Raw genomic sequence first — 23,699 nt, 5'->3', positions numbered from 1 at the left:
ATTGATTTTGGTCTTTGCTATGACTGCAAAGGCGCCAAAAAGTGGCACAGATTGAGGGAAAAAATAGGTTATCCGGGGAACATCCTGTGAGGCTCCCTAGAAAAGTACTCTGCGTCTTTCCGTGCTGATGGCCATCAGAATACCGAACCCGGCCATCAATGTGATTACCGACGTACCACCGTGGCTAACCAGTGGCAGCGGGACCCCCACCACCGGTAACAGGCCCGTGACCATACCGATATTCACGAATACATAAACAAAAAACGTGAGGGTAATACTTCCCGCCAGCAGGCGTCCGAAAACATGCTGGGCCATAAAACTAATATAGATGCCCCGCGCGATGATCAATAAATACAGAGTCAGCAGGATCAGCGCTCCGCGCATACCCCACTCCTCCGCGAGCACGGCAATAATGAAATCCGTGTGACTCTCCGGCAGAAAATCCAGCTGGGACTGGGTTCCCTGCATATACCCTTTGCCGTCCCAACCACCGGAGCCGATTGCGGCCTTGGACTGAAAAATGTTCCAGCCAGCACCCAAGCGGTCCGCGTCCGGATTAAACAGGGTAAGAATCCGCTGCCGCTGATAGTCCCGCAGCCCCCACATCCACATGGGCCAGGCCGCCAGCACACCCATGACCACGGCACTGCCAATCATCTTCCAGCTCAGTCCGGACAGGTAGAGCGCGAAGAGCCCCGAGGCAGCAATCAGAATCGATGTTCCCAGATCCGGCTGGCGCACGATGAGCGCTGCCGGTAGCGCGATGATCAGCAGAGCACCGACCACAGTGACAAACGACGGCGGCAGGCTGCGCCCGTGCAGATAAGCGGCTACCGCGATGGGCACCGCCAGTTTCAGCGCTTCCGACGGCTGGAAGCGAAAGCCACCGATTTGCAACCAGCGCTGCGCCCCCTTGGCGCCAACGCCAAAAAACAAGACCGCCACCAGCAAACAGCAGCCGGCCACATAAAACCAGGGCGACCAGCGCCGGTAAAACTCCAGCGGAATCTGCGCGGCGATGAGCATCCCCACGAATGCCAGCGCCATAAAAACGGCCTGGCGTTTGACATAGTGCACTTCGCTCCCGGAAGCGCTGTACAACACGACCAGGCCGACACCGGCCAGGGCCAGCAGCAGTAACAGCAGCGGCAGATCGATATGCCAGCGACGGGAAATACTCTCCGGACGGCGCAGGCTGCTGCCCACATCCGGCAGTCGATGCATATAGTCGCGACTAGCCACGAATGCGGACCTCCTCAAGAATCTGCGGCTGCGGCACCAGCGGCGGGTGCCAGGATGGCAGACTGGCGGTTTCTTCCAGCGGCCGCGACATCCATTCAGCAAACACTTCTCGCGCCACAGGCGCGGCCATCCTACCGCCGCTCTCGCCATTCTCCACCAGTACCGACACCGCAATCTGCGGATCGTCTACTGGCGCGAAAGCGACAAACAGGGCGTTGTCACGGAGGCGCTCCTTGAGTGCCTCCGAGTCGTATTTCGCGCCCTGGGCGATACCCACGATCTGCGCGGTGCCGGATTTGCCGGCCACGCGAAAATCCAGATCCGCCCCGGCGCGCTTACCGGTGCCGCGGGTGTTATAGACCACCGCTTCCATACCCTTGAACACCAGATCCCAGGATTCCGGGCGCGCATCAATGTGATGTAGAACTTCCGGCGGCTGTTCCACGCCGTCGATGGCCATGACTATCTGTGGACGAAAGTGAGTGCCGCGGTTGGCAATAGTGGCTGTCATCACCGCCAGCTGAAGAGGCGTTGCCAGTACAAAGCCCTGCCCCAGTACCGCATTCAGACTGTCGCCCGGAAACCAGGGCACACCGCGAGCGCCGCGCTTCCAGTCCCGCGACGGAAACAGCCCCGGTCGCTCCACCGGCACGTCGATGCCGGTTTTGGTGCCGAGACCAAAACGGGTGGCAATATCGTGCATGCCATCGATATTCCAGCGCGCGGCCATATCCCAGAAATAGGTATCGCAGCTCTGCTCCAGTGCCTGGATCAAATCGACCTTTTTGCCGTGCCCCCAACGCAAGTGATCGCGGTAAATACGCGAATCATTGGGCAATTTATAGAAGCCGGGGTCGTTGACCGTGGTATTGGCGGTGATGATTCCCGCTTCCAGCGCACCCAGACCCATCATCGGTTTCAGCGTTGAGCCCGGTGCGTATTGGCCCTGCACCGTGCGATTGAACAGGGGTACGTCTAGTGAGTCCCGCAGCGCGCTATAGTCGCCGAAGCTGATGCCGGTCACAAACAGATTGGGATCAAAAGAAGGCTTGCTGACAAACGCCAGTACACCGCCGGTTTTGACGTCGATGGCCACTACCGCGCCGCGGTTTTCCCCCAGGGCCTCCGTAGCCACCTGCTGCAGGCGTGTATCCAGGTGCAGGGTCAGTTCGGCGCCGGGTTTCGGGTCCTGACGCTCGAGTACCCGCAAGACCCGTCCACGAGCATTGGTCTCGACATTTTCGTATCCAACCTCTCCGAGCAGCAGGTCTTCATAGGAACGCTCCAGTCCCACCTTGCCGATGCTCTGGGTGCCGCGATAACGGCGGACATCTTCCTCGGTAAAGCTGGCCAGATCCCGCTCTGCAATACGTCCCACGTAGCCGACGCTGTGGGCGAAGAGATCCTGCTCGGGATAGTAGCGCACCAGCTCCGCCTCGACAGACACGCCCAGCAGATGGAATTCGTTGACACTGATGCGCGCAATTTCTTCCTCGGTCAGGCGGAAGCGCAGGGGCACCGGCTCGAAGGGACGGCGGCGAACCAGACGGCGTTTGAACTTCTCTACATCGCCATCGTCCAGTTCCACCAGCTGACCGAGCAACTCCAGGGTCGTATCCAGATCCTTGACCCGCTCGCGCACGATAGAAAGGGTATAGCTGGGGCGGTTATCCGCCAGCAGCAGACCGTTGCGGTCGTAGATCAGGCCGCGGGTAGGTGGCACCGGCCGCACCTGGATCCGGTTCTGGTCGGACTGGGTGCTGTAGCTCTCGTAATTAACCACCTGCAGGTTGTACAGGCGCGCCACCAGTACGCCGATCAGCGCCGCCACGCAAACGATGGCCACCAGCATACGATTGCGAAACAACCGTTGCTCTGTGTGGTGATCTTTGAAACGCAGGTTTTCTGACATGGTGGCCGGTATAAGTTGAACAGTGGCGCGAAAATGACCACGAAGTGTACACAAGTTTGACGTCCCTGCAGAGTCTGGACACCAGTGAGATTGTGCCACCCGCACAAGGAGGAAGACGCCAGCTACTCAGGGAAAACAGCTAGGACTCGTGTCACGCCAGCAAGTTCAAATCACACAGCGGAATGATAGACACCGGGCTACTTGTGGTAAGGATGCCCCGCCAGCAGGGTCCAGGCGCGGTACAGCTGTTCCGCCAGCAGCACACGCACCAGTGGATGGGGCATGGTGAGTGCGGACAGCGACCATTTCTGATTTGCCCGCGCCAGGCAGTCCGCCGACAGGCCATCGGGGCCGCCAATCAACAGGCTGACGTTGTCGCCGGACATCTGCCAGTCCGCCAGCTCCCGGGAGAGCTGTTCGGTACTCCAGGATTTGCCCTTCACCTCGAGCGCCACCACATGATCCCGCGGGCCAATGGCCGCGAGCATCGCCTCGCCCTCTTTCTGGCGCGCCTTTTCCACCAGCGCGGCAGAGTTTTTCTGGCCGCGGTTGCCCAGTGGTATTTCCACCATTTCCAGGGTGAGTTCCCGGGGCAGGCGCTTGGCGTACTCGTTGTAGCCCTCCTGCACCCAGCCGGGCATCTTGCCCCCGGCAGCCAGGATGCGAACTTTCATGACGGGAACTTCATCGGCGGACTCTTATCGGCGGGGACTCGAAAGACAGTTCAATCCTGATGCGGATCACTGCCATCGGCGTTATCGCGGGTATTGGGAGTCATGGACCAGAGTTTTTCCAGATCGTAGAAGTTGCGGATTTCCGCCTGCATCACGTGGATCACCACGTCACCGTAATCCACCAGGACCCACTCGCCCTGCCCCATGCCTTCCACACCGATAGGACGGACGCCGGCTTCCTTACCATCTTCAACCACATTATCCGCGAGGGATTTCACCTGCCGGCTGGAGGTACCGGTGCAGATGATCAGGGTATCCATCACATCGCTCAGCTCAGAAACGTCGATTGCGACGATGTCTTTACCCTTGAGGTCTTCCAGGGCATTTACGGCAATTGTCTTGATATCAGTCATAACATCTTAGGGAGCCGAAGCTCCTACTGTTCACTCTTGTAAAGTTGATGAGTTTGAATGTAGTCGAGGACGCGCTCCGGCAGCAGAAACTGCGGTGAGCGGCCGCTCTTGATCAGGCTGCGAATTCCAGTGGCGGAAATCGGCAGCAGCGTCTGTTCCCGCAACAGTATGCGGCCGGCGGCTTCCCGCTGGAGGTCCGCCAGCTCACCCCGGTGGCGCAACAGCAGTTCTGCCACTTCCCCATCCCGGGGAATCTGCCAGCCCGGGCGGGTAACAACGACCAGATGCGCGAGCGTCAGCAATTGTTCCCAGCGGTGCCAGGCGGGCAGCCCCAGCAGCGAATCGAGCCCCATACAGAAACTGATGGAAACCTGATAACCCAGCTCCGCACGGAGCTCCTCCAGGGTATCCACCGTATAGGTGGGCCCATTTCGCTGCAGCTCGCGCTCGTCCAATTGCAGTTCCGTGCAATGTTCCAGCGCCAGCGCCAGCATGTCCCGCCGCGCCTGCGCGGAAACCCCGGGCTCGGCCCGGTGCGCCGGCTGGTGGGAAGGCAGCAGGCGCATCTGGTCGAATCCCAGCACTTGTTTCAGCTCCAGCGCCATACGCAGATGGCCGAAGTGCACCGGATTGAAGGTGCCGCCAAACAGGGCGATGGTCTTCAATGTGCTGGCCAATTACTGACGAATCTGTCCGTCGCCGAACACGATCCACTTCTGCGACGTCAGCCCTTCCAGACCCACGGGGCCGCGGGCGTGGATTTTGTCGGTACTGATGCCGATCTCGGCGCCCAGCCCGTACTCGAAGCCGTCGGCAAAGCGGGTGGAGGCATTGACCATCACCGAGCTTGAATCCACTTCCGCAAGGAAGCGCCGCGCACGGGTATAGTCCTCGGTGACAATGGACTCGGTGTGGCCGGAGCTGTATTGCGCGATGTGATCCATGGCGGCATCCATATCGGCCACCACGCGGATCGACAGTACTGGAGCCAGGTATTCCGTCGCCCAGTCTTCCTCCGTCGCCGGCAGGGCCTGGGGCACTATGGCGCGGGTCCTGTCACACCCCCGCAGCTCGACACCTTGTTCCAGGTAAGCCACCGCCAACCGCGACAAAAACTCTACGGCTACCGCTTCCGCCACCAACAGGGTCTCCATCGCGTTGCACACCCCGTAGCGATGGGTCTTGGCGTTCAGCGCTATCTCAAACGCCTTTTGCGGATCCGCGCGATCGTCCAGATACACGTGACAGATACCGTCGAGGTGTTTGATCACCGGCACCCGCGCCTCGCGGCTGATGCGCTCGATCAGCCCCTTGCCACCACGGGGCACAATCACATCCACAAATTCCGGCATCGCGATCAGCGCGCCTACCGCGGCGCGATCGGTGGTATCCACCACCTGTACCGCGGTTTCCGGCAGGCCCGCCTGCTTGAGGCCGGCGGCAATGCAGGCGGCAATGGCACCATTGGAATACAGCGCCTCACTGCCACCGCGCAAAATGGTGGCATTGCCGGATTTCAGGCACAGGCTGGCGGCGTCGATGGTGACGTTGGGGCGGGACTCGTAAATGATCCCAACCACCCCCAGGGGTACACGCATCTTGCCCACCTGGATACCACTGGGGCGATATTTGAGATCGCTGACTTCCCCCACCGGGTCCGGCAGTTCAGCAATCTGTAGCAGACCTTCGATCATGGCGTCGATGCGCGCATCGGTCAGTTCAAGGCGGTCCAGCAGTGCCGCGTCGAGACCATTGTCGCGGCCCCGCTGCATATCTTTTTCGTTGGCCGCCGCCAGTTGCGGTCGCTGCTTATCCAGCTCCGCGGCGATGGCTTTGAGGGCAGCGTTCTTGGAGCCGGTATCAGCCCGCGCCATCAGGCGCGCGGCAGCGCGCGCGGCGCGCCCCATCGCCTGAACTTTGGCTTCGGTGGAATCCTGACTGGTTTCAGTGGCACTGATCGTGTTCACGGCTCCTCTCCTTGACGACTGCCCGGAATTTTGGGCGCGCAGTATACCGTAACCCGGCTTTGATACGGTCGCTTAATTAACCTGAGAATTAACTGAAGAAGTAGCCGCCTTGTTGTCAGAAGGTGCACTACCACCACCCAGTTTCTGATGCAGGTAGGCGATGGCGAGCAGGGCGAGCCCCAGCCCCATAAATGAGGCCACGCGCAGCAAACCCTCCAGCCCCGACATATCGACCAGGAACAGCTTTACGATCACCACTGCCAGCACCGCCATGCCCCCCTGGTAACAGCCACGCCACCCTCGCCAGCTTCCCAGCAGAATCGCCGCCACCGCCAATATCAGCCAGACCGCCGAGTAGCTGTACAGCTCACCGGTCACCGCGGGCAGGTCCATGCGGATAGTGCCGAGCCACAGATGGCGCACCTCCAGGGACACCCAGATGAATCCGGCCAGGGCCGCCACCCAGGCGGCAAATTTCCGGGAAACGGGCAGGTAATAACGACTGGCCACCAGCGCCAGCAGAGCCGGCCCGGCGAATGCCGGCAGCAGCATATTGAACAGCGGCCGCTCGCCAATGGCCTGCCACACCCAGGGCTGGCTGTCTGCCACCGCCGCCAGAATACGCAGATAGATACCGAACGCTGCCATCATCAACAGACGGCCGTAGCCGTCGTACCAGCGGGAGAAACTGCCCGCAACCAAACTTTTGCGGTAGTAGACCATCCCCAGCCCGGCAAACAGCCAGATATCGATCACCGCCTCGACAAAACTGAATTCCGTCGCCAGTGCATTGCCACCGTACAGCCAGTATCGGCACTCCGCCCACAGCGCCAACACCAGCAGATGCAGTGCCGCGGCCTCGCACCAGCGGGCCAGCGGCAGCAGACCGGGCGCCAGCAGTCTGGCGGCACCCCAGGCGCACAGTGCGGAGCCTCCGTAGGTCCAAAGGGACCAGTGAGTCGAATCCGTATAGGACAGCAGCCACGGGTTGAAGGTCAGCCGCACTACCACCAGCAACAGCACCGCCTTCAGCAACCAGCCCAGCGCCGGCGCGTCAAAACGTCGGATTAGCCACGCCAGCGAAACGCTTTGCAGCGCCAGCGCGAGTGTCAGGCTCGCCTGTTCCAGCCACAGACACACCGCCAGACTATAGGCAAAATGGGCCGCCGCCAGCAGCCACACCACCATGGCCCGGGACCACCCCCGCCCCGCCCCGCGACTACCGAGAAACATCAGTACACCGCCAAACACTGCTGCATACAGGCACCACCAGTACAGCGGCAGATAGTCTGCCGCCAACAGGTAACCCAGCAGCAGCGCGAGCAACGGCGCCATCACCGCCAAAGATGCCCACCAGTAACGCGCCTGGCCCAAGCGGTAATTGCGCAGCCCCAGGACCGAAAAGATCAATGCGGTCACTCCGAGGTACAGCAGAAAACCGCCCCGCTCCACTTCCGGCCAGGGCACCAGCTGCAGCTGCTCGCCGATAAATTCCACGCGCCGGGCGATCCAGACTGCGCACTGCCCCAGCAGCAACGCCCAGGACAAAGGGGCGAGTTGTGCTCGCGCACCGGCGGCAACCAGCAACACCACCGCCAGCGGACTCCACGACCAGATCGCTTCTGCGTGTAATCCCTCGCGAAAAATCGACACGCACTGCGCCGCAACCAGTACCAGCAGGCCCGGCAGCAGCAGCGGTTCTGAAAGTGTGACCGGACTCTGCAGCGAGCCCTGAGCGCGACGATCGGCTCGCGATCCCCACACCCCGAGCAACCAGTCCCCCGGCACTACGGCCAGCAGCAAATAGGCCAGTACTGCCAGATAGGGACCGCGCCAGCCGTCCGCCTGGTGTCCGAATAGCGAGATCAACCACCAGGCCAGCGCCCCGGCTAACAGCCCTATCCACAGCCAGCTGCGGTACACATGGCGCAGCAGTAACAGGACCGAAGTGGTGATAATCAGTGCATAGACCATCGCACCGAGCACATTGCCACTATCTGTAGCCACCAGCGCCGGCACCGAATAGGCGCCGAGCATACCGATGGCGGCCAGTACCGGTCCGTGCAACCTTGCCATCCACATGGTGACCACCGCCACCAGTGCCAGGAGGGCAAATGCGAGCCCCGGCGCGAAAAGGCTGTAGAGGTGTACCGCCGACAGAATTGCGGCAAATGCGGTAATCGCGCCACCCCCGGCCAGCGCGGCGAACGTAGGATGGGTAGCACCGGACGTGCGCCGCAGCCATTCCGAGGCCGCATACAACGTCCCAGCCAGGACCAGCCCCATGGCTACCCGCACGCGGGGCCCCAACAGCCCCTGCTCGATACCGTAACGGGCGAGGAAAATACCCGCGAGTGCCACGCAGGCCCCGCCGAGCCACACCATCCAGTTGTCCTGCACCCGCGACCAGAACCGGCCGGCCCCCGCGCCCCCAGCGGTTTTGGCCGCTGGGGGCGCTTTCGCTGCAGCCAGATCTTTCTGCCGCTGTTGAATACCGGCTTGCCGTACCCTGGGCGCGGCAAATTTCGCCGCAACCGGCGACTCAGGGATCGCCCGCTGCTCATCAGTTGCCCGCGGCTCTACGTCGGATACCGGCCCCGCCTGCGGTGTTTGCCCCTCAGGTTCATTAACTCGCGGCGCGGACGGTGAAAAAGGTGAAGGGGAAATAGGCAATTGCCGGTCGTCCAGCATGTCTCGCAGGCGGAGCACCTCCCGCCGAAGGTTTTTTACCTCGAAAAACGAGAAAATGCCCATCACCGAGCCAACCAGCACGGTGAGAATCAACAACAAACCCAATACGACGACGCCGTCCATGAAATCCCTTCTCTTATTTTTTTATGGCGATCGGTGTTAGCCCCGGCCCGGTAAGGTATCCGGCTACTGCCTCGTCCAGCGATCCAGATTGGCGGCAATACTGGCGAGGCGCTCCAGCGGATCGGGACTGGCCAGCAGCTCCACCCGCGCGGCATCTTCCAGCGGCAGCAATTGCGCCAGCTGCCAGGACAGGGCCTCAGCACTGTCTACCGGCGCGAATTTTAGAGACAACATAGACGCGTGCTGCTTCAACTCATTCAACACCGCCAGCAGACCATCGCAACTTTCCGGCACCGGGTGCGATTCTTCATCCGGCAGCCATTCGACATCGCCCATCAACAACCCATCATCCTCGCGAAAGGTATCCAGTACCCTAAACCGCGTTTCGCCCGCGATATCGATGTGCAACAACCCCTCCTCACCCTGACTCCAGTCGACTATGCGCACATAGAGACCCAACGGCCAGACGTCCGCCGGCCCCACCTCCCGTCCTTCCCGGATCAGCGCAACCCCGAAGCCGGTGTCCGACTTGAGCGTTTCCGTGACCAGCCGCAGGTAACGCTGCTCAAAGATCCGCAGCGGCAGGGTCACACCGGGAAACAGCATCATATTGAGGGGAAATAGCGGGATTAACGACAACGTTTCGACTCACTCAGGTTATGTGCAGGTTGGATGGCAAGAGTTATGGCACGCGTTGTGCCAGTAACAAAGATACCACCGCCCGATCTGGCACAAGGATAATCTCCCAAAGAATAAACAAAAAACCGCGCCAGCTGTTCTATGCTCAAGACAATACGCTGATGTGAATCGAGACGTAAATCAAGAGGTGCCTGCATGCGCTGGCGTAAGGGTCGCAGAAGTTCGAACGTGGAAGACCGTCGCGGTGAACCATCCCCCGGCGGTGGCGGACTGGGAGGGCTGGGCAATCTGTTGGCGCTGGCGCCGTTCCTGCTACGCAGCAAGAGAGGCTGGCTGATTCTGCTGGCACTGGCCGCCCTCTATTACTTCGGCGGTCATCTGTTCAGCGGTATGTCGGGTTCCCAATCACCCAGCCTGGGGCCGGATTCCCAGACCGCCCCCGGAGCGGCACCGGATGACGAGGTGGCCCAGTTTGTCTCGGTGGTTCTGGCGGATACCGAAGATACCTGGGGGCAAATGTTCCGGCAGGCAGGCACCGAATACACCCCGCCAAAGCTGGTGCTGTACAACGACGCCGTGCGCTCTGCCTGCGGTCTAAGTTCCGCCGCCGTTGGCCCCTTTTACTGCCCCGGGGATTTCAAGGTGTACCTGGACCTGAATTTCCTCAACGAACTGAAAAAACTCGGCGCCCCTGGGGATTTCGCCTTCGCCTATGTGATTGCCCATGAAGTGGGTCACCACGTGCAAAACCTGATGGGCACTTCCGCCAAGGTACAGCAGGCGCGGATGCAAGCGGACAAGGTCACCGCCAACCGTCTTTCAGTAATGTTGGAACTGCAGGCGGACTGCTTTGCCGGCGTCTGGGCGTTCTACGCCCACCGCGACCGCCAGATGCTTGAGCCCGGGGATATCGAAGAGGGGTTGCGCGCTGCAGCCGCGGTGGGCGACGACCACCTGCAGCGTCGCTCCGGCCGCGCCGTTTCCCCGGATGCCTTCACCCATGGCAGCGCGGAACAGCGGGCCTACTGGTTCCGCGAGGGCTTCAGCACCGGCGATGTGAATCAGTGCAATACCTTCGGAGCGCTTTCAGGACAGTAACAACACCCGAATCGAAGCGACGAGCGATGCGCCTTGAGCTGAGAAGCGCGGCGAGTCCATCGGTTTAATTTGTAAAAGCGACTGGCCCCCAATCGTCGCAACCACTAAGCTTGCGCGCTCACAGAATATGTCATTCATTGTAAAAAGGGAGAGCCCCGTGCCTAGAGCAACCGCCCGCCACATTCTGGTAGAAACAGAAGACAAGTGTCTGGATCTGAAAAAGCAGATCGAAGAAGGCGCCGACTTCGGCAAGATTGCCCAGCAACACTCCAAATGCCCCTCCGGCCGCAACGGTGGCGATCTGGGAGAATTCGGCCAGGGACAGATGGTGCCGGAGTTCGACAAGGTGGTGTTCAGCGGTGAGCTGAATAAAGTCCACGGCCCGGTAAAAACCCAGTTCGGTTATCACCTGCTGGAAGTTACCAGCCGTAAAGGATAAACAGATTTTCCAGCGAAGGCCTGGTGGTCCAAGCGCGCCAGGTTGAAACTAAGACAAGGTGCTGGTGCGAGAATTTCTCACCAGCACCTTGGCGTCACAGGCGTTTCTTACGAAGCACAGGCTTCCGAAGCAAGACTCACTCCGCGCTGGTCTCAGCCTGCCACTCGAACAGGTTCATCTCGATAAAGAAGAACGCCACCAGCCACAGGAATGCATCCCAGAAGTCCAGAAAACTGCCGTTGAAGCCCCAATAGATCGCGCAAACCAGCAGCGTGATATACAGCATGGCTTTGATCACCTGGGAGTAGCGCATGATCGCGTCAGACAACTGGTGACGCATTTGCAGCCACACATCAAACGCCAGAATCGCCACGACTAACAGCCAGGCACCGGCATTGATCACATCCACCCACGCCAGCCACTGGATTTCCCGCCATACCGCCGCGTCCCCAATAACCTGCGTGCCCGCCATTTGCAGCAGATGCGCATCGGACAGAGAAGTGCAGTTGACTGCGGTCAATACCTCATAGGTATCCTGCTCCAGCACCATCGACCAGCCGCCGTTGGCAAGATCGCAGGCCGCCTGTGTGACCGGCAACAGGTGCGACAGTGACACCATTTCCGACACGTAGCCGTAAAAGGAATACACGATAAATACATAGCAGCAGCTGGAAATGACATTCAGCAGCCACTTGGTGCCACCCTTCAGCCTTTCATCGGAAAGCACCCAGGTTTCCAGCTCGAACACCAGTAGCAGCAGCACCCAGGCGAGGGTATCAATGGAATCGTTGTAGGCTTCAATGATCTTGCCGAAACTGACACCATCCTGAAAAACCGTTCCGGCCGCGGCCTGATTTTCCAGGAAAAAAGCGTAGACGTTGTAGGCCAGCAGGCAGTAAACAGCGTACTTGAATACTCGAAAAAGCGTGTAGCGAGTGACGGGAACCCCGGCCAAAGAGACCACCTCTGACATTAGCGACGCACCTCTGATCCAATCATTATTGTTGTGCGGACAGATTTATCCGTTTTGAACAGGGCCAATATCGAACAATTATTCGGTTTTTGCAACTCTAGCCGTTAACCTGCGCCTGTGCCTGCACCAATTGGAAACCGGAGCTGCTCCGGCGCCCAGGGGCCAGGCGGTGTCGTACCGGATGTGGAGCGGACCTCAGACCCTGCCTCAGCACCCGGTTTCCCGGCACTATCGACACTTTCTATACTTTGCTGCGGCAGTTCCTCCAGGTATTTCAACTCCTGTATTTTCCGCGCCCGTTCCGCTACTGCATTCTTGCCTTCGCGGCCTGCCGCACCATCGTCAAACAGCTTGTCGAAACGCACTTCAGGATCCGACCACTCACCGTTGATGCGGTAACTGACACTGGCAACCCGGTCCACCTGCTTTTTGAATACCTTACTGATCAGGTATACCCCCGCCGCCGCCGGCAGGCCTCCGGCGAGCGCGGCCACAAACGCGAGGTTGTTGCCCACCGGCAGAGTAGCGACCAGCGTGAGGTTCAAGTCTTCCCGCTGTAGGTTGACCCGCCCCGCCATCTGCAACTCGCTGGTAGGCCCCTCCACCTGAATCGGTACCGCGATCAACAACTCGCCGTCGCCTTCAAAGAAGACCTCTCCATGCACCCGGTCGAAGGTCAGACCACTCTGTACCAGGTCAGAAAAATCCAGGCGCAGGCGCCGCGCCCAGGTATCGAAGTTGAACAGTGAAAGCAAGCGCAATAGTGAAGTACCGGCATTGTCGCTGGCGCGCAGGAAACGGCCATCGCGGATATCAATGCGGATCTCACCATTCATGCTGTTGGGGTTCACCATTGCCGGTGAGCCGTTCCAGCGCAGCGCGGTATCGAACACCGCGGCACTACTTTCGATGGCCGCTTCCTGTCCCCAGGCCTGCAGTACGCGGCCGAGGTTTTCGCTGCTGAGGCGGCCGATAAACTGGGAGGATTCGCGGCCATTCTCGTCCCGCATCCACATCAGCTGGGCACCCAGACGATTCTCCGCTTCACCGCGGCCTTCGATACGAATGCCGCGCATGGCACCACTGATATCGCTTACCACCAAACGATCCTGTGAGGGCCGCAACTCGAAGGACCAGGGACCCATGTCCTCATCCCCCAGCCACAGGCTGTCGGTACTGAAGTCCATCTTGGGCAGACCGGAAAAATCGAACCCCTGCCAGCGGTCCTCCGGCGAGGCGCTCGCCCCGGCAGGTTCGCCACCGTCACCCGCCCCCGCAGATTTGCCGGACGGCAAGGCGGGCAGACGCAGGTGGCTCAAATCCAGCTGCATCGGTGTTTCGGCATTCATCACGCCGTGCAGGTTGCCCGCGGCCATTTCACTGTCGAAATCCAGTTGCCAGTCGGCACCCAGACCGCGGCCGCGCACGTGTATATTTTCGATCCGGGTCGACTCGGAGAGACGCAGCAGATCGGTACTGAGATCCAGGCTGATGGGCAAAGGTGATTCGCTACCGAATGACGCCTGGCCCCCGGCAGGCCCGTCGGAGGTGTAGATTTCCAGGGCCCGCTTCCAGGGCGCCAGATCCACCAACGACAGGTCACCGACAACAGAAATTCCCGGCGCTTCGGGCAAACGCACCCCCGCATTGAGCGCGATCGCCGCCCGCTCCAGCTGACCGCCCACCTGCCAGATCTGCCCCTGCAAATGTTCACCGTAACTCAGGTGGTACAGGTTGCCCTCATCGCCAATGGGTACACGAAGTACAAAGCGGGATTTGTCCCCCGGCGCCTTGCCCAGGGGGGCGGGTAGATTGACCGCGACCCCGTTGAGATCCGACGAGAGCTCCAGCACCGCGCCGTAGGGTTTTTTCTTGGTCTGGGCGGGAATGGTGATGCGCGCAGTGTATTCAAGACTGCCGTCCACCCACTGCAATTCCGGTCGCCGGCTCCAGCTGGCAATACTGTTGGTGCGCGCCTCACCGCGAACAACCACCTGGGTATCCCGCTCTTCTCCTGTGCCCACATGCTGAATGCTCGCACGCAGGGGGCGTCCCCACAGGGTGCCGCGAAAGCTGGAACCTTCAAGGCCGTTCTCGCTGTGGTAGCGCACATCGCCACTCAGCCCATCGATATCCAGTTGCAGGCTCTGCAGGGAAAGGTGTGCGTCCGCCAGGGACAGGTCCACCTGCTGGCTGGGCTCGAATTCTGCGCCGCCAAGGGGTTGGGTGATCTGCAGGGTACCCTGCATATTGCCCTCCAACGCCCAGTTGTCGAACGCGTTCCCCAGCTTGTCCCGCAATGGGGAATCCCGCAGCAGCTTGAGACCATCCGCGGCAGGCCCCGCCAGCTCCGCGCGTACCTGTAGCCGTGAGCCGGTGGTCTCCGGAGACACCCGCACCATCACATTGGCACCATCGACATCCCACAACCGCGCCTCCGGTGCCACCACCACGACTTCGCGATCGCTGATTCCCAGATACCCGCGAACATTTTCTGCCGCCGGCCAGTCCGGGGCATATTTGAGACGACTGTCAGAAATATCCGCTTGCAACTGCACCGTCTGGCGATTTTCGTGCTGTCCCAGAGCCAACAGCTCCGCGCTTTCGCCCTCGCTGTAGCTGTAGCCCCGGTATAGAAACCCCGCTTTGGAAATGCGGCCAGGGTTGTCGGCACCAACCCCTTCACTCAGCCAATTGCGCAGATCGTCGCCAACCACCGTCGGCACCAGATTACCCTGTTCGCTCACCGCGACATCGCGGAGGCCGAGGGCGAGGGTGAAATCCGTCGCGCGGGTATGGGGCTGAAAGGGAATCTGTAGCAGGAACTGGCCGCGGAAATTACCCGCCGCCGGCACCGTATCCGCTGCCGGCTCGGCAACGGCGTCTAGCAACAGCGGGCCGGAATACACGGAAACCGTATTTGCCGCCTTATCTATATCCCAGGCCACCGTGCCGCGCGCCGCGCCGAACGCGAAGGGGGCATCGTAGAGCATGGGAAAATGGGCGCTGAAGTCCGCGTCACTGTCCAGCTCGACGCGCCCACCCTGCCCGTTAAGGTTGAGGTATCCATTCACGCCAGTCACTGCAGGGGCACCGCGATGGGCACCGGCGGAGACATTGTGCAGGTTCGCCGCCAACGAGACCTCACCGTCGACACGGGACAGGCGCACCCGCTTCACCTCTCCTGTGGGCTCAAGCGCCCGCAGCCACTCGTCGGCTTTTTCCGGAATCAACTCCAATACCCGCAGTACCCGGTGCCAGGCCTGCAGTTCAATCTGGTCCACTGCCAGGTGCAGGTTGCCAGCCTGGTCGCCGCTGGCCTGCACATTGATATCCGGCACTTCCAGCTGCTGCCAGTTAAGCCCCAATTCCTGCAGCACCAGCTCCCAGGATTCACCGGGACGCCAGTGCCCGGAAATATTGCTCGACAGGGCATCGAGGGTTTCCAGGGCACCATGGGTCTGGTGTGGCTCACCCTGTTGCGAATCCTGTGACTCAGTCGCCGCCCTCTGCGACAGATTCAACTGGCCCTGGAGGCTGTAGCCGGTGCGGGCATCCGAGGTGAGCCAGAGACGCCCACCCGCCAGCTTTCTCCCTGGCCAGTAGAGTTTTTCCGGCAGCGGTGACAACTGGTACAACAGAGACACGAGATCCTTGTCGATCAGCAGTTCGTTCAGCTGTACGTAGCCACGCAGGGAGAATTCATCCTTGTTGCGAGGGTCGCCATGCCCCTCCAACACCAGGCGCAGGCTTTCTTCTCCACTGTGCAAACTTTCCATGGCACCGGTGACAAATGCCCGCGCCACCAGACGGTGGAAATCACCGCCATTTTCCAGCAGGATTTCCGGTAGCTCCAGGGTGCCGGATTGGCCGTCGGTCAGAGTCAGGCCGATACGCGCATCGCGCACGATGACTTTGGGCCCCAGCTGGAAAATCCGCGCCGGGTCTACGAGACGCACTCCGCTGGTCGCCGTTTTGTCAGTGCCGGTAGCAGCGAGGGGGAATCCCCGCACCTGCCATCCCCCCGCCGCACGCTGTTCCAGCTGTGCGGAAAAACCATCGACTTCCAGGTTTTTCCAGATCAGTTCTCGATTCCAGAGACTGTTGAGCAGGTCGATGTGGAACAGGCCCCGCTGCAGCCTGAGCTGCCCGCCGGCGCCAATATTGAGGCCGTCAATCTGCAACGCTACCTCGAGCGCCTGCCAGCGCAGAGAGATATTCTCAAGGGTGACCGGCGCGCCCAGGCGCTCCGAAAGCAGGTCGCTGATCTGCGGACTGTACTTGCCCACCTGGGGTGACAGGATGCGCCCGGTCTGCACCAGGATCGCCAGTGAAATCACCACCACGACCACCAGCAACCAGAACTTGCGCGCACACCAGCGCAACCACGACATCAGGATGGCCTCCCGTTGACGGTATCGCGCAGACTCGGACGGCAGCGGAGTCTGTTGATGGGGTCACACCAGTACAATGTCGTACTGCTCCTGGTTGTAGATGGGCTCCACCTGAAACTGGATGGGGCGACCGATAAATTCTTCCAGGTCCGCCACATTGGCAGACTCTTCGTCCAGCAGCAGGTCTATTACCACCTGGCTGGCCAGTACCATGATTTTGTCGCTGTCGTAGGAGCGCGCCTCGCGGATGATCTCACGGAAAATTTCGTAGCACACGGTTTCCGGAGTTTTCAGGGTGCCGCGTCCGGCACACACCGGGCAGGGTTCACACAGCATCTGACCGAGAGACTCGCGCGTCCGCTTGCGGGTCATTTCCACCAGCCCCAGCTCAGAAACACCGGTAATACTGTTTTTGGCGTGATCGCGCTCCAGGGATTTTTCCAGGGTGCGCAGCACCTGGCGCTGGTGCTCAGGATCCAGCATATCGATAAAGTCGATGATGATGATGCCGCCGAGATTGCGCAGGCGCAGCTGGCGGGCAATAGCAGTGGCGGCTTCCAGATTGGTTTTGAAGATGGTCTCTTCCAGATTGCGATGGCCCACAAACGCACCGGTATTGACGTCGATGGTACTCATGGCTTCGGTCTGCTCGACAATCAGGTAGCCGCCGGACTTCAGGGTCACCTTGTTCTGCAGGGCCTTGCGAATCTCTTCCTCGACCCCGTACAGGTCGAACAGCGGGCGCTCACCCGGGTAGTGTTCGATACGCGGGGCGATCTCCGGGGCATACTTGCCCGCAAAATTGGCCGCGCGGGCATGGGCCTCGCGGGAATCGATACGGATCTTTTCCGTGTGCGGGCGCGCCAGATCCCGCAGGGCGCGCATGAACAGCGGCAGGTCTTCGTAGATGATGGCCGGCTCTTTCTCCGACTTGATGCGCTGCTCCAGCTCGCTCCACAATTTGTACAGGAACGGGATATCCCGCAGCAGTTCCTCTTCGCTCACGCCCTCTGCCACGGTGCGCAGAATGAAGCCGCCATCGCCACTGTGCCCCTCTTCCGCCAGCTTCGCCGACGCCAGGTCCACCAGTGACCGCAGTCGCTCGCGCTCACCTTCGTCCTCGATGCGGTTGGAGATGCCAATATGCCGGGTCTGGGGCATATACACCAGATAGCGCGCGGAAACCGACAGGTGTGTGGTCAGGCGCGCCCCTTTACTGGAAATGGGGTCTTTCACGACCTGTACCACCAGTGACTGGCCCTCGCGTACCAGGGCGCGAATATCCGCCACTTCCCCCTCGCGGGATTCCATGCCGTCTTCGTCCAGTGGCGCGATATCCGAGGCGTGAATAAACCCGGCTCGCTCGAGGCCGATATCCACGAATGCCGCTTGCATCCCGGGCAGTACCCGCACCACCTTACCCTTGTAGATATTGCCAACAATACCCCGACGCGCACTGCGCTCCAGGTAGACTTCCTGCAGTACACCGTTTTCCACCAGCGCGACGCGGGTCTCCATGGGCGCCACATTGATGAGTAATTCTTCGCTCACGGACTGCTAACTCCTGATTCTTCCCTGGGCCTTGGGGTTGCCGGACTGCCAATATTCAATGCCCGCCCGCTCGAAAAAACCCGCGAGGGTTTCCAGCGGCAGGCCCACTACGTTGCTGTAGCTGCCATGTATGGACTCTACCAGCATTGCCCCCATCCCCTGAATACCATATCCGCCGGCCTTGTCCGCGGGCTCCCCGGTCTCCCAGTATCCTTCGATCAGGCGCCGGTCCAACTCGCGGAAGCGGACCCGGGTTTCCACCACATCCGAGAACGCCGCTCCCTTACCGGTTAGACAGAGAGCACTCAATACCGAGTGTTCGCGACCGGACATCAGACGCATCATGCGTACAAAATCGGTGAAGTCGCGGGGCTTTTCGAGGATTTCGCCATCCACAACGCCCAGGGTATCGGCCCCAAGCGACCAGATATTATCGCCAGTGGCGCCCCCGGCGACAGCGAGTGCCAGGCCGGCGCGAGATTTCTCCTGCGCCAGGCGCAAGACGTAATCCCCGGGAGGTTCATCAACCCGGCGAATTTCTTCAACATCGGTGGCGGCAGTAGAAAAGGACACGCCAATCTGCCGAAGCAGCTCTGCCCGCCGCGGTGAGGCGGAGGCCAGAATAAGGCGTTGTTGCGGGCTCACTTGAGCTTCGGAGTGTGGCACAGGCACTGCTTATGATTATGTATCAGTTGTAGGTGGTCGACTGAAGGGCTGATTATAGCCGCATAGATCGAAAAATAACCGCACCCCTTGTGCGCTTAACACTCTTTTGCATTCACTCTGCCAGGCGCTAACGCACCCGCAAGCGGGAAGCGGTGTGATTCATCCAGGGGGTGACCAGTGGCCACAACAGAGCCGTCGTCAGCGCGGGCCACAGGAAAGTGAGCCCAGACACCGGTTTGCCGGCGAGACCGTGCACCCAATTCCCCAACAGCTGATTGATTCCCACCAGTACAAACACCCACATCAGTTGCTGGGCAGGATTGAAAGCCCGGGTGCGCTGGTAAGTCAGCAGGCTGAAATAGGCCAGCACCGCCAGCGCCAGTGCATGGGCACCGAGGGCAGCTCCAGTCACCAGGTCTGCCGCGAATCCCACCATCCAGGCGAACCCCACACCCAGCTCCTGGGGCATACGGGTGGTCCAGAAGATGACCACCAGGGCGCAGAATGCAGGGCGGAACCACATCCAGTTGGTAGGCAGGGGCATCACCGACAGCAGCAGCGCCACTACGACTGTCAGTAGAATAAACCAGCGATTGTGGGCATCCATGGTATCAATCCTGCGCTGGGGCTTCCTGATCGCCAATCGCCGCCAGCACAAACCGACTGCGGTTCATCAGCCCCCGAGGCTGAACATCCACATCGGCGAAAGCGCGTCCAGGATCCCGTTTGACGGCGATCACCTCCCCCACCGGATAACCCGCGGGAAAGCGGCCACCCAGTCCTGAACTGAGCAACAGGTCGCCCTCGCGAATATCACTGGTATTCGCGAGATGGCGAAGCTTGAGGCGATACAAGTCACCAGTGCCCTCCGCCACCGCTCGCAGGCTGTTGCGCAATACCTGCACCGGCAGCGCGTGGTTGGCATCGGTAATCAGCAGTACCCGGCTGGAAATATCCCCGGCTTCAATCACCTGCCCCAACAAACCGCTGGCATCCATGATCGCGGCGCCCTGGCGGATGCCATCGCGGCGCCCTTTATCGATAATCAGCACTTGCTCCAGGGGATCTGGAGACACGCCGATCACCTGGGCAACCAGCACCCGCTGGTCCACGTTTTCGGCGGAGTTCATCAGTTCCTTGAGCTGGGTGTTTTCCGCTCGCACCGCTGCCAGCAACTGGGTCTGCTGTTCCAGCAACATCACCTGATGCTTCAGGCGGCTGTTCTCTTCTACCAGTTCCTCCCGGGTGCGCAGCTGATCTCCCGCCCAATCCCCCACACGGGATGGCGTACCGGTAATCCAGTAGAAAGGCGCGGCGAGACTGGACAGGCGCTCACGCACCGGGTCCAACCAGTCGGTATAGAGATTCACGACAATCAAGATCGCAGCCACCAGCCCCAGCACAACAATGCGGGATTCCGGCGATGGACCTCGGGTAAATAGCGGTTTAATGGGCAGGCCCCCATTAACAGGTCAAAGACGATGTTTTTATTGGTGGTACACGCAGTCCTTGCGCAACGGAGATGGCGGCACCGACCCTGGCGCCACCGGATGGTATCAGTTGGAAACCAGATAAAGACGGCTCTTGTCCATCATATCCAGTGCCTGGCCGCCGCCACGGGCAACACAGGTAAGCGGATCATCGGCCACGATCACCGGCAGGCCGGATTCCTCCATCAACAGACGGTCGAGATCCCGCAGCAGCGCGCCACCGCCGGTCAGTACCATACCGCGCTCGGCGATATCCGAGGCCAATTCAGGGGGAGACTGCTCCAGTGCACTCTTCACCGCCTGCACGATGCCGGTGAGCGGCTCCTGCAGCGCTTCCAGGATTTCGTCGCTGTTCAGGGTAAAGCTGCGCGGCACCCCTTCCGCCAGGTTGCGGCCGCGCACATCGATCTCGCGCACTTCGCTGCCGGCGTAGGCACAGCCGATCTCTTCCTTGATTCGCTCCGCGGTCGCGTCGCCAATTACGCTGCCGTAGTTGCGGCGCACATAATTGACAATGGCCTCGTCGAAGCGGTCACCGCCGATGCGAACGGAATCGGAATACACCACGCCATTCAGGGAGATGATGGCGATTTCGGTGGTCCCACCGCCGATATCCACCACCATGGAACCGCTGGCTTCCTCCACCTTCAGGCCGGCGCCGATAGCCGCGGCCATGGGTTCTTCGATCAGCCAGACCTCGCGGGCGCCGGCGCCCAGGGCAGATTCGCGGATTGCGCGGCGTTCCACCTCGGTCGACTGGCAGGGTACACACACCAGAACCCGTGGGCTCGGGCGCATCCAGCTGTTCTCATGCACTTTCTTGATAAAGTGCTGCAGCATCTTTTCGGTCACCTGGAAATCGGCGATCACGCCGTCTTTCAGCGGGCGGATGGCAGTGATGTTACCGGGGGTACGACCGAGCATACGCTTGGCTTCCACACCCACGGCTTCCACAATCTTGGTGCCGTTATAGTGGCGGATGGCGACCACGGAGGGCTCATCCAGGACTACACCGCGGTCGCGGACGTAGATCAGCGTGTTGGCGGTACCCAGGTCGATGGAGAGATCACTGGAGAACATGCCCCGCAAACGTTTAAACATGGAATTCAGTTACCTTAATCTGAAATACAACACCTGAAGCGATATCAGGTTCAGGTGCCGCGTAGCGCAAACACCACTCCCTGCAGCGCTTCCGGCGGGGAAAGCGTTACAGGGTAGTTAGTCCGCGCAAATAATTCTGTGTTCCGGGCGGCGTTTTCGCCCGTCATTCAATAAATCAGCCAACTTTTCACGAGGGATGGCCAGAATCGGCAAACTCTAACAATGGCGCGGGTTCAGAGCAAGGCTGAATCAGGCCCAATCCGATATTGCCAGATTCGGCACACCCAGCATTCCGCGCTGCGCCGCCGGGTAAGCCCAGAGCAATGGGCCGAAAATACTTCCGAGCTTGGGAGATTCCCCGGCAAATATGCTAAATTTGCGCTCCTTTAATTTTGGTGGGCCGCCAGTTTCGGTGGAGTTGCCACTGAAATTCCCACAGGCACCCCGGGTATCCGGACGTGACCGCAAATTAGCCTACGAGAAGCTGGAGTCTCTACCCCCATGGCCGTGGACGCGCAAACCGTAGAAAAGCTGGCCGAACTGGCCCGCATTGCCATTTCAGAAGAAACCATCGACGAAGTCAGCCGCAGCCTGGGCGACGTGCTGCAGCTGGTAGACCAGCTGCAGGCGGTCAATACCGAAGGGGTCGAGCCCATGGCACACCCCCTGGACGAAGTTCAGGTGCTGCGCAAAGACGAAGTGACCGAGCCCAATCAACGCGAAGCGTTTCTCGCCCTGGCTCCCCAGTCCGAGGCTGGACTTTACCTGGTACCAAAAGTCATCGATTAACGGGTCATCGACTGAACCGCAATCGTCGAATGCGACTTTAAAAATAGAGAAGAAACCGGATTTCCCATGCATCAGTTGACCATCGCCGAGATCATTCGCGGCCTGCGCGACAGGCAGTTCTCCAGCGTCGAGATCACCAGCCACCTGCTGGAGCGGATCCAACAGCTGGATAGCCACTACAACAGTTTTATTACCGTTACCGGTGAGCAGGCCCTGCAACAGGCGGCCGCCGCCGATGCCCGACTGGCCCAGGGCGACGCCCCGGCCCTGTGCGGCGTACCCATCGCGCACAAGGACATTTTCTGTACCACCGGTGTGCGCACCAGCTGCGGCTCGAAAATGCTCGACAATTTCGTGCCGCCCTACGACGCCACCGTGGTGGACAACTTCCTGCACGCGGGCGCTGTGAGCCTTGGCAAAACCAATATGGACGAGTTCGCCATGGGCTCTTCCAATGAATCCAGTTTTTACGGCGCAGTGAAAAACCCCTGGGATCCTGAGCGGATTCCCGGTGGCTCTTCCGGCGGCTCAGCGGCCGCCGTGGCCGCACAGCTGGTGCCCGGTACCACCGCCTCCGACACCGGCGGCTCCATCCGCCAGCCCGCCGCCATGACTGGCACCACCGGCCTCAAACCCACCTACGGCCGCGTGTCACGCTGGGGCATGATCGCGTTCGCGTCCAGTCTCGACCAGGGCGGCCCCATCGCTCGCAGCGCGGAAGACGCGGCGCTGATGCTGTCGGTGATGGCGGGCCCAGACAAGAAGGACTCCACCTGCCTGGACCGTCCAACCCAGGATTACAGCGCGCACCTGAACGACTCCATCGCCGGCCTCAAGATTGGTGTTCCCGCCGAGTACTTCGGTAAAGGTCTCGATCCAGAGGTGGGCGCGCGGGTACAGGAGGCCCTGAAAGCCTACCAAAAACTCGGAGCCGAACTGGTTGAAATCAGCCTGCCCCACAGCAAACTGGCAGTACCCGCCTACTACGTAATCGCCCCCGCGGAGGCCTCCGCCAACCTGTCCCGCTTTGACGGTGTGCGCTATGGCTACCGCTGCGAAAACCCGGCGGATCTACGCGACCTCTATATGCGCTCCCGCGGTGAAGGCTTCGGCGAGGAAGTGAAACGCCGTATTCTGGTGGGCAGCTACGCCCTGTCTGCCGGTTACTACGATGCCTATTACAACAAGGCGCAACAGGTACGCCGCCTGATCAAGCAGGATTTTGTCGACGCCTTCCAGAAAGTCGATGTGATCATGGGGCCCACCGCACCGAATCCGGCGTTCAAACTTGGCGAGAAAAATGCCGATCCGGTGGCTATGTATCTGGAAGATATCTATACCATCGCCACCAACCTGGCCGGCCTGCCCGGCATGTCCCTGCCCTGCGGTTTCGCGCACGGGCTGCCGGTGGGCCTGCAGATTATTGGTAACTACCTGGATGAAGCGCGCATGCTGAACGTCGCCCACCAGTACCAGCTGGCTACCGACTGGCACCAGCAAACGGCCCCAGTAACAACCCCGGCAGCACAATAAGGAG

General features: G+C 60.5%; 19 protein-coding genes. 4 read left to right on the top strand and 15 right to left on the bottom strand.

Annotation, left to right across the window (positions count from 1 at the left end; translation table 11 throughout):
• Positions 1-96: 96 nt before the first annotated feature.
• From rodA to PVT68_RS17115, 8 genes are all read right to left on the bottom strand, one after another.
• A complete protein-coding gene (rodA, locus tag PVT68_RS17150) occupies positions 97-1,242 on the bottom strand; it encodes a rod shape-determining protein RodA (protein ID WP_280320243.1) in 1,146 nt (381 codons plus the stop codon).
• Complete coding sequence (mrdA, locus tag PVT68_RS17145; RefSeq protein ID WP_280320241.1) at positions 1,235-3,154, bottom strand: penicillin-binding protein 2; 1,920 nt, start codon at positions 3,152-3,154, stop codon at positions 1,235-1,237. Before mrdA ends, rodA begins: the two co-directional genes overlap by 8 nt.
• Before the next feature lie 197 nt (positions 3,155-3,351).
• A complete protein-coding gene (rlmH, locus tag PVT68_RS17140) occupies positions 3,352-3,828 on the bottom strand; it encodes a 23S rRNA (pseudouridine(1915)-N(3))-methyltransferase RlmH (protein ID WP_280320239.1) in 477 nt (158 codons plus the stop codon).
• Positions 3,829-3,878: 50 nt separating this feature from the next.
• On the bottom strand, positions 3,879-4,241 hold the full coding sequence (rsfS, locus tag PVT68_RS17135; RefSeq protein ID WP_280320236.1) for a ribosome silencing factor: 363 nt from the start codon (positions 4,239-4,241) through the stop codon (positions 3,879-3,881).
• A 23-nt stretch (positions 4,242-4,264) separates the two neighbouring features.
• Positions 4,265-4,918 carry a nicotinate-nucleotide adenylyltransferase gene (gene nadD / locus PVT68_RS17130; protein WP_280320234.1) on the bottom strand — a complete coding sequence of 218 codons (654 nt, stop codon included), beginning with the start codon at positions 4,916-4,918 and terminating at the stop codon, positions 4,265-4,267.
• Positions 4,919-6,199, bottom strand: a complete 1,281-nt coding sequence (locus tag PVT68_RS17125; protein ID WP_407666159.1) for a glutamate-5-semialdehyde dehydrogenase — start codon at positions 6,197-6,199, stop codon at positions 4,919-4,921.
• A gap of 81 nt (positions 6,200-6,280) precedes the next feature.
• Entirely contained in the window at positions 6,281-9,022 is a 2,742-nt protein-coding gene (locus PVT68_RS17120; RefSeq protein ID WP_280320232.1) for a DUF2339 domain-containing protein, read from the bottom strand.
• 63 nt (positions 9,023-9,085) lie between these two features.
• Positions 9,086-9,661: an LON peptidase substrate-binding domain-containing protein gene (locus tag PVT68_RS17115; RefSeq protein WP_280320230.1), complete on the bottom strand. Its 576-nt coding sequence runs from the start codon at positions 9,659-9,661 to the stop codon at positions 9,086-9,088.
• Positions 9,662-9,856: 195 nt separating this feature from the next.
• On the opposite strand from PVT68_RS17115, the gene ypfJ reads away from it, so the two are divergent.
• On the top strand, positions 9,857-10,759 hold the full coding sequence (gene ypfJ, locus PVT68_RS17110; RefSeq protein WP_280320228.1) for a KPN_02809 family neutral zinc metallopeptidase: 903 nt from the start codon (positions 9,857-9,859) through the stop codon (positions 10,757-10,759).
• Positions 10,760-10,886: 127 nt separating this feature from the next.
• A complete protein-coding gene (locus PVT68_RS17105) occupies positions 10,887-11,198 on the top strand; it encodes a peptidylprolyl isomerase (protein ID WP_407666107.1) in 312 nt (103 codons plus the stop codon).
• Positions 11,199-11,334: 136 nt separating this feature from the next.
• On the opposite strand, the gene PVT68_RS17100 is transcribed toward PVT68_RS17105, so the two are convergent.
• From PVT68_RS17100 to PVT68_RS17070, 7 genes are all read right to left on the bottom strand, one after another.
• A complete protein-coding gene (locus tag PVT68_RS17100; RefSeq protein WP_280320225.1) occupies positions 11,335-12,171 on the bottom strand; it encodes a hypothetical protein in 837 nt (278 codons plus the stop codon).
• A gap of 104 nt (positions 12,172-12,275) precedes the next feature.
• Complete coding sequence (locus tag PVT68_RS17095; RefSeq protein WP_280320222.1) at positions 12,276-16,565, bottom strand: YhdP family protein; 4,290 nt, start codon at positions 16,563-16,565, stop codon at positions 12,276-12,278.
• A gap of 63 nt (positions 16,566-16,628) precedes the next feature.
• Positions 16,629-18,116 (bottom strand): ribonuclease G, encoded by a 1,488-nt coding sequence (gene rng, locus PVT68_RS17090; protein WP_280320220.1) that lies wholly within the window; start codon positions 18,114-18,116, stop codon positions 16,629-16,631.
• A 6-nt stretch (positions 18,117-18,122) separates the two neighbouring features.
• Positions 18,123-18,761 (bottom strand): Maf family protein, encoded by a 639-nt coding sequence (locus tag PVT68_RS17085; RefSeq protein ID WP_280320218.1) that lies wholly within the window; start codon positions 18,759-18,761, stop codon positions 18,123-18,125.
• A 148-nt stretch (positions 18,762-18,909) separates the two neighbouring features.
• Positions 18,910-19,389 (bottom strand): rod shape-determining protein MreD, encoded by a 480-nt coding sequence (gene mreD / locus PVT68_RS17080; protein WP_280320217.1) that lies wholly within the window; start codon positions 19,387-19,389, stop codon positions 18,910-18,912.
• Between the two features lie 4 nt (positions 19,390-19,393).
• Positions 19,394-20,173, bottom strand: a complete 780-nt coding sequence (gene mreC, locus PVT68_RS17075) for a rod shape-determining protein MreC (RefSeq protein WP_280320215.1) — start codon at positions 20,171-20,173, stop codon at positions 19,394-19,396.
• A gap of 165 nt (positions 20,174-20,338) precedes the next feature.
• Positions 20,339-21,373, bottom strand: coding sequence for a rod shape-determining protein (locus PVT68_RS17070; protein ID WP_043318714.1), 1,035 nt, complete (start codon positions 21,371-21,373; stop codon positions 20,339-20,341).
• 501 nt (positions 21,374-21,874) lie between these two features.
• On the opposite strand from PVT68_RS17070, the gene gatC reads away from it, so the two are divergent.
• Positions 21,875-22,162, top strand: a complete 288-nt coding sequence (gatC, locus tag PVT68_RS17065; protein ID WP_280320210.1) for an Asp-tRNA(Asn)/Glu-tRNA(Gln) amidotransferase subunit GatC — start codon at positions 21,875-21,877, stop codon at positions 22,160-22,162.
• A 66-nt stretch (positions 22,163-22,228) separates the two neighbouring features.
• Entirely contained in the window at positions 22,229-23,695 is a 1,467-nt protein-coding gene (gene gatA / locus PVT68_RS17060) for an Asp-tRNA(Asn)/Glu-tRNA(Gln) amidotransferase subunit GatA (RefSeq protein ID WP_280320208.1), read from the top strand.
• Positions 23,696-23,699: the final 4 nt, after the last annotated feature.

The sequence above is a fragment of the Microbulbifer bruguierae genome (genome assembly GCF_029869925.1).
GTDB lineage: Bacteria > Pseudomonadota > Gammaproteobacteria > Pseudomonadales > Cellvibrionaceae > Microbulbifer > Microbulbifer bruguierae.
Note: the sequence above shows the minus strand (reverse complement) of the source record. Positions and strands in the feature narration are given on the sequence as shown.